The sequence below is a fragment of the Rhizobium sp. AC27/96 genome (assembly GCF_001692325.1).
Classification (GTDB): Bacteria; Pseudomonadota; Alphaproteobacteria; order Rhizobiales; family Rhizobiaceae; genus Rhizobium.
The window spans coordinates 1-13,427 of sequence record NZ_LXKN01000026.1; the positions used below are offsets into that span (position 1 = coordinate 1).

General features: G+C 59.0%; 10 protein-coding genes. 6 read left to right on the forward strand and 4 right to left on the reverse strand.

Annotation, left to right across the window (positions count from 1 at the left end; translation table 11 throughout):
* Positions 1 to 171: 171 nt before the first annotated feature.
* Genes A6U86_RS20665 through A6U86_RS20680 form a run of 4 tightly spaced genes read right to left on the reverse strand, consistent with a single transcriptional unit; the run spans position 172 to position 5,186 of the window.
* Positions 172 to 1,692 carry an aldehyde dehydrogenase family protein gene (locus A6U86_RS20665; RefSeq protein WP_068394848.1) on the reverse strand — a complete coding sequence of 507 codons (1,521 nt, stop codon included), beginning with the start codon at positions 1,690 to 1,692 and terminating at the stop codon, positions 172 to 174.
* On the reverse strand, positions 1,692 to 2,471 hold the full coding sequence (locus A6U86_RS20670; RefSeq protein ID WP_068394849.1) for an enoyl-CoA hydratase/isomerase family protein: 780 nt from the start codon (positions 2,469 to 2,471) through the stop codon (positions 1,692 to 1,694). Before A6U86_RS20670 ends, A6U86_RS20665 begins: the two co-directional genes overlap by 1 nt.
* Positions 2,464 to 4,077: an acyl CoA:acetate/3-ketoacid CoA transferase gene (locus A6U86_RS20675; protein ID WP_068394850.1), complete on the reverse strand. Its 1,614-nt coding sequence runs from the start codon at positions 4,075 to 4,077 to the stop codon at positions 2,464 to 2,466. The genes A6U86_RS20670 and A6U86_RS20675 overlap by 8 nt, the downstream gene beginning before the upstream one ends.
* A gap of 59 nt (positions 4,078 to 4,136) precedes the next feature.
* The gene (locus A6U86_RS20680) at positions 4,137 to 5,186 is read right to left on the reverse strand and encodes a LacI family DNA-binding transcriptional regulator (RefSeq protein ID WP_068394851.1); all 1,050 of its coding nucleotides are present in this window, start codon (positions 5,184 to 5,186) and stop codon (positions 4,137 to 4,139) included.
* Between the two features lie 593 nt (positions 5,187 to 5,779).
* Here A6U86_RS20680 and repA point away from each other — a divergent pair.
* From repA to A6U86_RS20710, 6 genes are all read left to right on the forward strand, one after another.
* Entirely contained in the window at positions 5,780 to 7,003 is a 1,224-nt protein-coding gene (gene repA, locus A6U86_RS20685) for a plasmid partitioning protein RepA (protein WP_068394852.1), read from the forward strand.
* Entirely contained in the window at positions 7,000 to 8,037 is a 1,038-nt protein-coding gene (gene repB, locus A6U86_RS20690) for a plasmid partitioning protein RepB (RefSeq protein WP_068394853.1), read from the forward strand. Before repA ends, repB begins: the two co-directional genes overlap by 4 nt.
* Before the next feature lie 198 nt (positions 8,038 to 8,235).
* Positions 8,236 to 9,459 (forward strand): plasmid replication protein RepC, encoded by a 1,224-nt coding sequence (repC, locus tag A6U86_RS20695; protein ID WP_068394854.1) that lies wholly within the window; start codon positions 8,236 to 8,238, stop codon positions 9,457 to 9,459.
* A gap of 253 nt (positions 9,460 to 9,712) precedes the next feature.
* Positions 9,713 to 10,618 carry a helix-turn-helix domain-containing protein gene (locus tag A6U86_RS20700; RefSeq protein ID WP_068394855.1) on the forward strand — a complete coding sequence of 302 codons (906 nt, stop codon included), beginning with the start codon at positions 9,713 to 9,715 and terminating at the stop codon, positions 10,616 to 10,618.
* A gap of 847 nt (positions 10,619 to 11,465) precedes the next feature.
* Positions 11,466 to 11,846: an NAD(P)/FAD-dependent oxidoreductase gene (locus A6U86_RS20705; RefSeq protein WP_275507284.1), complete on the forward strand. Its 381-nt coding sequence runs from the start codon at positions 11,466 to 11,468 to the stop codon at positions 11,844 to 11,846.
* Between the two features lie 106 nt (positions 11,847 to 11,952).
* A complete protein-coding gene (locus A6U86_RS20710) occupies positions 11,953 to 12,771 on the forward strand; it encodes an SDR family NAD(P)-dependent oxidoreductase (RefSeq protein ID WP_068394857.1) in 819 nt (272 codons plus the stop codon).
* Positions 12,772 to 13,427 lie beyond the last annotated feature (656 nt).

Below are 13,427 nucleotides of genomic sequence, written 5' to 3' on the forward strand. Positions count from 1 at the left end.
CCTTAACATCCGCCGCACGCGCTCCAGCCGCTGCACCGGCAACCGCCAGCGCTACCAGAGCACTCGTCGTCATCAGTCTACGCATGGTCTTCCTCCCAAATTTAAGCTTCAGATGCGGGATCTATTTCCCGCACCCACTCCCCGCCCTCCTCAGGCGTAGTGTTTTGCCGGCTAGGCCAGTCTGTCTTTTCGCGGCATCCACCAATTGGTCCTGCCGCCGATATGCATGTTGAGCGTCTTGGTCTCGGTATAGTCTTCGACCGCGTGGCGGCCGAGTTCGCGGCCGAGGCCCGATTGCTTGTAGCCGCCAAAGGGAAGCTCGGACGCGCCGTCCATGAAGGTGTTCATCCATACCGTTCCGGCCCTGACCTTCCTGCCGATCGTCAGGCAAGTATCGAAGTCGCGGCTCCAGACGCCGGCCGAAAGCCCGTAGTCGATCGAGTTCGCGATCTCGATTGCTTCGGCCGTGGTCTCGAATGTCAGAACGGACAGTACCGGTCCGAAAACCTCCTCGCGCGCCACGGCCATCCCCGGGGTCACTGCATCGAGGATCGTCGGGGCCATGAACTGGCCCATTCCGAAATCAAGTATCTCGCCGCCGTGGGCGACCCTTGCGCCGCTATCCCTGGCGCCGGCAAGATAGCCGGCGATCTTTTCGAGGTGCTGCGGCGTGATGATCGCGCCGACCTGGGTTGTCGGGTCCAGGGGATCGCCAACCTTCACGTTCTTTGCAAGCTCCGCGACGCGTTTGACGACATCCGATGCAATGCTCTTATGCAGGATCAGGCGCGAGCCGGCATTGCAGCATTCGCCGGCGTTGAAATAGGCGCCGAAGACGGCGGCATCGATGAAGGCGTCGAGATCGGCATCCGGAAAGACGATCTGCGGGTTCTTGCCGCCGAGTTCCAGCGAGACCTTTTTCAGCGTCTGCGCTGCATTGGTCATCGTGAGTTTGCCGACGCCGGTCGAACCGGTAAACGACACCATGTCGACATCCGGATGTGACGTCATGATGGCGCCGACTTCCGGCCCCGTCCCGGTGACGATGTTCACCACTCCATCGGGAACGCCTGCTTCCTGCAGGATTTCGCCAAGCACCAGTGTCGAGCCTGACGTCAGCTCGGAGGGTTTTACGACCGTCGTGCAGCCTGCCGCCAGCGCGAAAGGAAGCTTCTGGCCGACGATCAGGAATGGAAAGTTCCAGGGCGTGATGATCGAGACGACGCCGATCGCCTCGCGCAGGACCACACCGAGCGTGCCATCGCCAAGCGTATTGTAGCTTTCGCCGTGCAGGTCACGGGCAAGAGCGGCAGCATAGCGCCAGATGTCGACGGAACCGGCGATCTCGCCACGCACCTGGCTGATCGGCTTGCCGGCTTCGATGGCATCGAGATAGGCGAGTTCCTCGGAGCGAGCGGCGATCAGGTCTGCGGCTTTCAGCAGCGCCGCCGAACGCTCGGACGCCGTCATCCTCGGCCAGGGGCCGTTGTCGAACGCCTTACGGGCAGCGGTAATGGCGCGCTCAGCATCCGCCTTCGACCCTGTGGGGTAGCGGCTAACAACCACGCCGTGGCTGGGAGCAATGCGCTCGATCGGATTGGATGCACCTGCCTCCCACTTGCCGTCGATCAGCATGTTGAAGTCACGAACCTTGTGGTCGCCGAGAGCCTTGGGCGCGATCAGAACCGTCATTACCATTCTCCTTTGAACTGTGCCGGGCGCTTTTCGCTGAATGAAGCGACGCCCTCTTTGAGATCGCCGGTCTTCGCGACGAGGATCGAACCGAGCGCCTCGACGGCCGTGCCGTTGTCCTCGCCGTTCGCTGAGGCGATCATCAACTTGACGACTTCGAGAGCGGCCGGACCCCGCGACGCGATGCGGGCCGCATAATCCTTGGCCGCGGCCACCGCGTTGCCGGTTGTCGTCACCGCATCGACAATGCCGAGCGATCTTGCCTCCTCGGCCGTGAAAATCTCGCCGCCAAGCGCCATGCGCCGCACCACTTGGGCGCCGAAGCGTTTGACGAGGCGCTGGGTCCCCGACCAGCCCGGGACCATGCCCAGACCAGTCTCCGGAAGCCCGATCTTGATCTGCTCTTCGGCGATGCGGATATCGGCGACACCGGCAAGCTCCAGGCCGCCGCCGAGCGCATGGCCGTTCAGGGCGGCAATCATGGGAACGCGGAGCGTGGCGAGCCTTTCGAAGATGCGATGTCCATGCCGAACCCAGGCGTGACCGAATTCTTCCGGCCGCATGCCGCCCCAAGCCTTGATATCGCCGCCTGCCGAAAAGCCCTTGCCCTCGCCGGTGAGGATCGCCACGCGCACCTCTGCGGTCGCCTCGACCTCGTCGGCTGCATCGGCGAGCGCCTTGAGCATGTCCAGATCAAGCGCATTAAGCTTCTCAGGGCGGCAGACCTTCATGATGGCGACGTGCCCTTCGATGTCGATCGTTACCGTGCCGCTAGCCATGGAACGTGCCCTCCAGGGTGCGAGCGCTCTTCTGCGGCAGGGACAGGTTGATCTTGGCCTCGCCGAAGAGTCCCGCATCCATGATCTTGAGATCGTCTGCAACGATGAGCGGGAATTCGGACTGGTCGAGAATATCGGTCTGCAGGTCGACGCCTGGCGCAATCTCTGTGAGAACGATGCCTTGCGGCGTCAGCTTCATCACGCATCGTTCAGTGACGTAGGTGATGTCCTGCCCCTGCTCGATTGCGCGTTTGCCCGAGAAGGTGACGTGTTCGACCTCGTTGACGAGCTTCTTCAGCTTGCCTTCCTTCTCGATCACCAGCCTGCCATCGGCGATCGCGAGTTTTGCGCCGGCATTGAACATGCCGGAGAAGACGATCTTTCTGGCTCGCGCCGTGATGTCGACGAAGCCGCCGGCGCCGGCGGTGACATGCGGTCGGAACGACAGCTTGGAAACGTTCACCGATCCATCCCTGCCGATCTCGAGGAAGGAGAGTAGCGAGGCATCAAAGCCCGCACCCTGAAAATAGGTGAACTGATAGGGCGACGGCATATAGGCATCGGCATTCGAGGCGCAGCCAAAGGCAAAGTCGAGCAGCGGGACGCCGCCGACCGCTCCCTGCTCGATCACCCAGGTGACCGCGCCGTGAAGCCCCTCTTCCAGCAGGATGCGCGGTACGTTTGCCGAGATGCCGAAGCCGAGATTGACGCAACTGCCAGCCTGCAGCTCCTGCGCCACGCGGCGCGCGATGACTTTCTGTATGTTGAATTCAGGAACCCGGAAGCTGTCGAGCGGCCGGAAGATTTCTCCCGAGATTGCAGGATCGTAGAGCGTCTGTGTCGTCTGCTTCTGATCGGGGTCGACGATCACATAGTCCACCAGCATGCCCGGCACGCGGACATCATGCGGCTTCAGCGAACCTTCCTTGGTGATCCGCTTGACCTGCGCAATGACGATGCCGCCATTGTTGCGCGCGGCGAGCGCCTGATCGAGGCCGCCGAGATAGGCGCCTTCATGCTCATAGGTGAGGTTGCCGCGCTCGTCCGCCGTCGTCGCACGCACGATCGTCACATTTGGGATGATGGACGGAAAAAACAGCCAATCATCGCCTTCGAAAGAGACGCGCTTGACGACAGGCTCCTTGGTGCCGAGTTCGTTCATGGCGCATCCCTGCCGCTCGGGATCGACGAATGTATCGATGCCGACCTTCGTCAACACTCCCGGCCGTTTTGCTGCCGCCTCACGATGAATATCGAACATGATGCCGGAGGGAATATTATAGGCCGGGATCTCGTTGTCGGTGATCATCTGCCAAATAAGCGGGGGCTCGGCGCTGGATGGACCGGACGGATAGGAGCCGCCGATGATGCGCTTCAGCAGGCCTTTTTGGGCAATATGGTCGACACCCCTGATGCCGCTCATGTCTCCGGCCGCAATCGGATGAAGCGTCGTGATCTCGCGCGGATGACCGGTCGCCTCGAAACGCTCGCCGATTGCCTTCAGCATCAGATCGGGGCAGCCGAGGCCGCTTGAAGACGACACCGAAACGACGGCGCCATCCGGAATGAGAGCTGCGGCTTCTGCCGGGGTGATGTGCTTGCTCATGTTCAATTAAAGTCCTGTTTCAACTTTGACGGCGGCGCCGATCAACCCCCAACGCATCGTCATGCGTGTCTCCTACCGATCGCGTCGCCGCTGCCGGTCCCACAGCTCTCACGCACGACGAGCCGGACGGACGAGACAATCGCCTCGGCCTCCACTTTGCCGGCATTGATCTGCTTCAAGAGCAGTTGCGCGGCCCTCCGCCCCATCCCCTGCGGATCCACCGAAATCGTCGTCAAAGCCGGGACGGCGGTCTTTGCCTCGATGACATCATCGAAACCGATCACGGCAAAGTCACGCCCCGGCTCGAGCCGGTTGGCTCGAAGCCCATCGCAAACCCCAAAGGCAACCGCGTCGTTGAAACAGACGGCTGCTGTCGGCTTCACTTCGATTGCCAGGGCTCGGTTGATGGCTTCAGCTCCCCCTGCCCTTGAGGGCGCTGAGGGGATGATGAGGTTCTCATCGTGTTCCAGATGGCAGGCGGCCATGGCGGCACGATATCCGTCGAGGCGTTCGTCGAAGACCGCGGTGTCGCCAAAGCCGCCAAGGAAGGCGATGCGGCGATGACCCAGAGATGCCAGATGCTGCACGCCGGCGAATATGCCCTCGCGATTGTCCGACACGATCGATGAAACCTTTGCGCCCTGCACATTGCGCACGGCCACCACGACGGGAATGCCGGCAGCCACCACGGGCTTCAGGTCGGCGGCTTCGGTTGCGCGGGCAGGTGACAGGATAAGGCCCGAGATTCCATGCTCGCGCATGGATGCGATAACTTCCTGCTGCCGATCGAGACTTTCGCTCGTGTTTGACAGAAACTGGACGAAGCCCGCTGATTGCACGACCATATCAACGCCAACCGCAAGCTCGGCAAAGAAGCTGTTTGTGAGGTCGTTGACGACAACGCCAATAATTTTTGACTTGGAGCCGGACTGCCTGAGGTTGGCCGCGCCACGATTGTAGACGTAGCCCAGCTCCCGCATCACCACATTGACCTTTGCCCGGGTTGCCTCGTTTACCAGTGGTGACCCTTGGAGGACGAGGGAAACTGTCGACTTCGAAACGCCGGCCGCTTTCGCGATATCGACGACGGTAACCCGCCCTTTTGTCATGATATCCCCCCTGACCACGTTGCTTGCATGCAATAAATTGGAACGTTCCAAATATGTCAAGAAGCAATTTTGAGGAGGAACCTAACGGAGTTTGGTGGATTGCGAGGCTTTGCGACGAGATATGATTGTATTTAATGGGTTAATTTTAAATCCGCCGAGGTGCTTTTAGATGTGAATTAAGTGAACCGGCTGGTAAAAGGTGGGAAATTAGAACGATCCAAATTCTCGTCATATGCAATGCGATCTTATGCAGGATCATTGCGGGTTGGGTGCTGTTGGCTTTGCAGGGCGCACTTTCGGGTCGCAGGAATGGGCGCAGTGATTCTCTCGATGGAATGTTCGCAGAGCGCTTCAACCCGGCGGTTGTAGCGCTGTGGCGCGGTCAAAGGTGTGGGTAAGTGTAACCGGCCGCCGTTTGACGTTGGCGAGAAAAGCAAGGAAATCTCGTATGTTAGGCTCGCTTTGCGGGATTCCGTGCTTCGCCGCTTTAATCGGCTGTTAACCCTTATTCTCTGGACGGCCCAGCAGAATCATGGTCTATCCTTTGGCGGGCAATGGTCGGCAAACCGGGAATCGGCCGCCAAGAGGGATAGATGGCGATAGCAAGGCACGCACAGACGACAGTTCCGTCCAGGGAAGATGCAGGCGGCAAGATAGCACGCCATGCAGGCTTGCTGTCGAGTCAGCTCCAGCAGCTTCGAACCCGCATGTACCCGCCGAAGTCGGAAAAGATACTGCGACAGTTCCTGACGAATGAAGTGTCCAAGCTGACATCGATCCCGGATTCGACCTTGAAGCTGATGTCCAGCGAGGGTCGTGGACCCAATCCCAGCCGGCTGGAAAACAATCATCGCGTCTATACGCTTGCCCAGGTCAATGAACTGCGGGAGCTGTTTGCAAAGCAGAAGCCTGCGGAGGCACTTCGCTTTCTGCCCCGGCGTCGGCCGGGTGAACACCTGCAGGTGCTGGCAATTGCCAATTTCAAGGGCGGCAGTGCCAAGACGACAACGTCGGTTCATCTTGCGCATTATCTCGCCCTGCATGGTTACCGGGTTCTGGCTCTCGACCTTGATCCCCAGGCATCGCTGTCCGCCATGTTCGGCGCTCAGCCGGAGGTGGATGTCGGCGCCAACGAGACCATCTATGCGGCGCTGCGCTACGACGAGGCCGAGCGGCGCCCCATTCGCGACATTATCCGCAAGACCTATTTTGACGGCGTCGACCTCATTCCGGGCAACCTTGAGGTCATGGAATATGAGCATGAGACCCCCCGGGTTCTGGCCAACAGGTCGGGATCTGGCGCGATCTTTTTCGAGCGGCTCAAACTTGCGCTTGCCGAGGTCGAGGCCGATTACGACATCGTCATTCTGGACACGCCGCCTTCGCTTGGCTTTCTGACGCTCAGCGCCATCTATGCTGCGACAAGCATGATCATCACCGTTCACCCGGCGATGCTCGACGTCGCATCGATGAGCCAGTTTCTTCTGATGATGGGCGATTTGATCAGCGTTCTCAACGAGAGCGGTGCCCAGCTCGATCAGGATTTCATCCGGTATCTGGTCACACGCCACGATCCGAATGATGGCCCGCAGTCGCAGGTGGTTGCGATGCTGCGTCATCTGTTTGGCTCGGACGTTCTGTTGCCGACCGCTATAGAGAGCACGGCAGTTGAGGCCGCTGGTCTCGCCAAGCGTTCCGTCTATGAGCTCGATGTGGGGCAGATCGGCCGCGATACGCACAAGCGCGCGCGCGAGGCCGTCGACGCGGTCAACGAAGCCATCGTGCAACTGATCAACTCAAGTTGGGGGCGTGAATGAGCAAGTCACCTCGCAAATCGATTGTTGCCAGTTTCGGCCTGATTTCGGCTGAGCTGGAAAGCGACGACACTGCGGCCGCTCAGCCGGCGCCTGAGCCCTCCCCTGCCCAGCCGACACGCGTCGGCGCCGGCGTTATCGGCGCGGCTCACCGCGCCATTGGCGACATCCGCGCGGAACGGGATCGTTTGCGGGCAATTATCGAATCAGGCGAAGGCTCGATCCATGATCTGGATCCCAAAACGATCGACCCTTCTCCCTATCCGGATCGCCTGCCGGATGATGACCCCCACGATTTCGAGAGATTCAAGCACTCGATCGAGACTGAAGGCCAGAAGATCCCGATCCAGGTTCGCCGGCATCCGACGGCAAGCGGCCGCTATCAGGTCGTCTATGGTCATCGCCGTTGGCGCGCCGCTCTTGAACTCGGCCATACGGTCCGAGCGATTGAAGTCGAGATTTCCGATCTCGACCTGGTCGTGGCGCAGGGCATCGAGAATGCCAGCCGACAGGACCTGACCTGGATTGAGCGCGTATTGTTCGCCTCGCGCATGGATGACGCCGGCATCAAGCCGCGCGATATCTATGCGGCGCTGTCGATCGAACATTCGGAGCTCGCCCGCATGCGGGGCGTCTATCGGTCGATCCCGGCGGACGTGATCGAGGCGATCGGCCGCGCGCCGAAGATCGGCAGGCCGCGCTGGCTCGATCTGGCAAAGACGATTTCGACTGTGCCGGGCGCATTGGAGGCTGCACGTGGCGCCCTCTCGCGTGCCAATGCCGAGCCGGGATCGTCAAACGATAGATTCCAGTACGCACTGCGCGCGGTCAAACCGAGTTCGGATCCCGGCGATACCGCGCCGACTACAATCGTCGACGCGTCGGGCACCAAGCTCGGTACCTACACGACCTTGCCGAAAGAGGTGCGGATTTCCGCCGAGGGAGCGCTGGGCGTCGAGTTTATAAGATTTGTCGAAGGGGAATTGTCCGGCCTGGCTGAGCGCTTCTCCCGCCAACGAAATAGCAGCAAACCCTGATTGTCTTCTCAGGGTTTCAACTGATGTCAAACGAAAGGAAGCCTGGCAAAAGAAAAAAGGCCCCCTAAACGTTGCCGTCGTGGAAGCCTTCTCTTCAATGTAGCAACTGAAGAATCGCATTTCCACGAATCACAGTCAAGAGTCTTTGGCACCGTTTTTGGTGAGCAGATTTCTTTTGCCTTTTTTGGGGTGAGGGAAATGCAGAGTGGAAGTGTAACGACGCCGTTCGGGCGGCGGCCGGTGACGCTTGCCTTGGTTCGGCGGCAGATTGCTACTGCCGAAATCGAGCCCGGCAAAGCGGCCGACAAATGGAAGGTCTTCAGGGACGCTTCCGAGGCGAGGGAATTGCTCGGACTACAGGATCGCAGCCTGGCCGTTCTCGACGCTCTATTGAGCTTTTATCCTGACAATGAGTTGCGCCAGGATGCGCAACTTATCGTCTTTCCTTCCAATGTGCAGCTGAGCTTGCGGGCTCACGGCATTGCAGGCGCCACGCTGCGCAGACATCTCGCTCTGCTCGTCGAAGCCGGCCTGATCGTTCGAAAAGACAGCGCAAATGGCAAGCGCTACACGCGAAAGGACAGGGAAGGCGAGATCGAAAGCGCATTTGGGTTCGATATTTCGCCGCTTCTGTTGCGCGCAGAAGAACTCGCGGGCATGGCACAGCAGGTGGCGGCAGATCGTATTGCGTTTCGCCGAGCCAAGGAAAGCTTGACGATTTGCCGTCGAGACGTTCGCAAGCTGATTACGGCGGCGATCGAGGAGGGCGCTCCAGGCGATTGGGCACGTATCGAAGGGATCTATGTCGACTTGGTCCGCCGCATTCCCCGTTCGCCCACCATTGAGATAGTGAATTCACTGCTCGAAGAGATGAGGCTGCTGCAGGATGAAATCGTCAACTTGCTCGAAATGCAGAAAAAAACAGAAAATACTAGCACCAATGATGCCCATAATGAGCGTCACATACAGAATTCAAAACCCCAATCCATCACTGAATTTGAACCTAGCTCTGAAAAAGAGCTGGAGGCGACGCCGGCGCAAAACAATCAGCCTACCGAGGGGACAATGCGGGTATTCCCATTGGGATTGGTGCTGAAGGCCTGCCCGGAAGTTATGTCCTACGGCCCTGGGGGCGCAGTGAACAACTGGCGAGACCTGATGTCGGCCGCAGTTGTGGTGCGATCGATGCTCGGGGTCAGCCCTTCGGCGTACCAGGAGGCCTGCGAAGTGATGGGGCCTGAAAACGCCGCGGTCACAATGGCCTGCATCCTTGAGCGATCGGGGCATATCAATTCCGCTGGCGCCTATCTGCGTGATCTCACGATCAAGGCGGGACGAGGCGAATTTTCGCTCGGCCCTGCCCTCATGGCGCTGCTTCGAGCAAATGGGCGCAGCCTTTCGGGTGTTGGAAAGGCGTCCTGACGGGTCAAGGCAGGAAAGTTTGTGTAGGAAATGGCCGACTCTCGCTATTCTTTGGCCGGCGAGCGTAATGTGTGATGCAGGAACAATGATACCTATGTGCCTTATCACTTCCGCCAGCTTTAGGCGAAACTGAGCTGGCGGCCCGTCGCTGTTAACATCGATATTCGCACCGGGATCATCACTGAGGGTAGAAGATCTCGGTGCGATCTGGGCTTGACCGCGATGATGGTATGGGTGGGTGGGAGACCCGAGTATGACACTTGCGAAGCCGCCTGGTTTGGAAGATCCGGATAAGGTCCCGCGCTCGGTCGTCGGGCTGACCATCGAGCTCGCTTCCATTCACGAGACCGATACTCACCAACACGAGAAGGCGCAGTTACTTTACGTCATCAGCGGTGCCGTTACCGTCGAAGCCTCAAACGGTGTCTGGACCGTACCGCCGCATTGCGCCATCTGGATTCCAAGCGGGATCTCTCATGTTGCCCGTTCGACCAGCCGCGTCACGGTCGGTAGTCTCTATATAGACCCGGCACTTGCCGGATCTCTCAGCGATGGTTGCGGAATCCTGTTCGTACAGCCCCTCCTCCGCGAACTCTTGCTGCGTTTCGTTGCCACCCCTACCCTTTATCCGGAAGGTGATACACGCGAGGCGCGGCTTGTTTCCGTATTGCTCGATGAATTGCAGGCAGCGCCACTCGAGCCGTTGCGTCTGCCCATGCCGACGGATCGACGCTTGCGGCGGCTTGCCGAGACGTTGATGGATGATCCGGCGTTGCGCTTTACGATCGAGGAATGGGGCGCGCGGGTCGGAGCGAGCAATCGCACGCTTACGCGTTTGTTTCAGCGCGAGACCGGAATGTCCTTCGGGCGCTGGCGGCAGCAATTGCACATTGGGCTTGCGTTGCAGCGCCTCGCCTCCGGACAATCCGTCATGAATGTTGCCTTCGATCTTGGCTATGAAAGTACAAGCGCCTTCATCGCGATGTTCAGGCGGATGCTCGGTACGACACCTGCCCGCTATTTCACTGAGGTTGCCGAAGGCGAACAGGATCGCGAAGTGCCGGGAATAAGGCAATCGGCAGGTACCGCATCTTCTCCCGGCGCGGCGGTCGTTGATTTCAAAGCGGCCATTCGGCGGAAGACCAAGCCACGGTCATGAAGGCGCGGGACCTGGCGACCTCATGCTGGCGCACCTTCTTCAGGTGCGAACGCGCCTATGTATTGGCCTTCGAGTGGGATGCATCCGTGTAGGCACGCTTCTCGGGCGGCAGTCCGGATATGGCAACGCACTCCGGATCCAAGGCAATCAAGGCGGCGGGACCAGAGGCTGCCTTTCGGCAGTTCGCGAGACTTGAAGCAGATGCCGATGCGATTTCGAATAAGCCGGCCGAATTACCTTGCGGATGCCGCCGCTCCGCTTTGTGTCCGGACGACCTGAAGTAGACCGTGAGCAGCTGCCAGAAATGCGGTTTTCTTCGCTAAGGCCAAGGACCACATTTAGCGGGAGCGACGATTTGTTGGCGTCGCCGGATGCGTAGATTATGAAGCGCGCCCATTTCACGGAAAGCGTCGCGATTGACATCGATCTGTTGGTTGGCGCGGAGATCGTGCCCGCTCGCAAGTGCGAGCCTTTGTAACGGATCAGGCGCCAGAATATTCGGGCGTAACGCTGTTACAGGGAGATATTCCCAAACCTCGCAAGGACAGCTCGGCGCATTCTGCGCCAGGTCAGGGTCACAACTTTCTTCACGCTTGGCACCCGATTGGCCTCTCTGTGCAGGCGGGGAGCGGTGGGACGGTCTGATTGTATATTTCTCAAGGAATACCCGGCCCCAAATGGTCTCGACTTGTCGATCGTGGACGCGGCGGGTGCCTATGCGAGTGAGATCTTGTCGAATTGGTATCCGGCATTCATCCGGGCGGTTTAGGCTGCAGTCCCGTTTTCGATCAGGCTATTCGTTCGGACCACCGTTGATCAATCGCGGCCTTCCAGGCCAAACGTTACTCTGACTGGGGATGCGGCACATATTGTGCCACAGTTTGGCGGCCAAGGTGCAAACATGGCTATGCTCGATGCCCTGATGTTTTCGCGATCGCTCCTCCGCGCGGACGATGACATGGCTGAGGCAAGTACCGGATACGAAAGAGAGATGTTCACCCACGGCGGCAAAGTGCAATGCGTGGCCGCTGTGCTGCAGAAGATCTTTCATGCTCCTGACGCAGCCAACCGATTATCCAAAGTCTTCATTGGGACCTTTAGTCTTTCTTGCGCCAGCCATCTGCGCCTTGAATTCCGTACTTTCGGTGCCAACGCGCAGCTGATCTTGGCGGGGTCGCTGCATTATCTGGCCCAGGCCGGTTACCGCTCGCGTGGAGATCTCCGCTAATTTCGGTGAGGCAACGGGGATAGAACTTCGTCGCCATGTGGACTGCCGAGTTGAGCAGGAAGGCGTTCGTTCGATGTCGTCGTATCATTCCGAGGAATAGTTGATCATGGGTGAAAAGATCTGGTTTATCACTGGCGCTTCGCGGGGTCTGGGGCGCGTATGGGCAGAAGCTGCACTCGCCCGCGGCGACAAGGTGGCCGCTTGCGTTAGAAACGTGGCGACGCTTTCAGGCCTGGTTGAAAAATACGGTTCCGCGCTACTGCCGATTGAGCTGGACGTGCGCAACAAGGAGGATGTCGGAGAGGCCGTGCGCTTGGCAGCTGTCACGTTTGGACGTCTTGATGTGGTGGTCAGCAATGCCGGTTACGCCATCTTCGGAACGATCGAAGAAGCGGACCAGGTTAACGCGCGCGAGCAGTTTGACACGAACTTCTTTGGGACTTTATGGGTGGTGCAGGCGGTATTACCTTACCTGCGGAAGGAAGGTGGAGGGCATATACTCATAACCTCCAGTCTCGCCGGCATAATCACCTTCCCGACTGCTGGCATTTACAACGCCACGAAGTGGGCGGTGGAAGGTCTGGGTGAAACTTTGGCTGCGGAGGTCGCTGAGTTCGGGGTAAAGGTTACTCTCGTTGAGCCCGGTGGCTATGATACGGATTGGCGTGGAAACTCTTCCACCCATCTGAAGCCGATGGTCGAGTATGACGCGCTTCGGAATCGACTGAAAGCCGCATCTGTGTCGCGCAAATTGGGCGATCCTGCAGCGACTGCCGGGGCGATCTTGAGTGTCGTTGATGCCGAGAAACCGCCGTTGCGACTCTTTCTTGGTGAAGCGCCGCTTGGCATCGCGCAGAAGCAATATGCGGATCGGCTTGCGACCTGGGAAGCCTGGGCCGAGATTTCTCGGCGAGCGCAGGGCTGATGTCGTACGCTTGAGATCGTGTCAGACGAGGCGACTTTCGGCGTGGCGCATTGGTGAGTTCTCAATTGTATGGCGCTCAAGCTGAGAGAACTGGTTGGAGATGACATTTGGCCGTGTCGCAGGCCACACGCGATGAGGCCTGCCTGGAAACATTTCGCCCGGACGACATTATGCTGGTGCGATCCGCTTTATGGCGGGAGTAGCCGATTGCGTTGGCTACGCTCTGACACTGGTTTGGCGGATGACAGCGGAGCGCAGGGGAAGAAATAGTGGTAGTCCCACGGCGCTGGACCGAACCTACCTTGAGCATGTGCCTCCGATATAAGATGGCAAAGTTGATCAAATACCTTTTGCCAGGTATCGAGCCGCTTCAATGACGATAGAATGTTGACGGACAACGTCTCTTCTGAGACTAATGGATAGGACATCGAGATATTGCGGCAATCCACCGTCTTAGATGGTGCGACCTGCCTCTGCCGGTTCGCAGAATGCGGTGGTTCCGACCCGCGAACATATCCCCTCGCAATCATGGAAAAACACCGCATGGCTGAAGGAAGTCAACGGCGGATTAGCTACATTTTGGAAAAATTTTCAAGGAAAAACAACTTGTTAAGCACCTAGCATTTTGAGCCGGGCGTGCGCCTAAATCTGGCAGG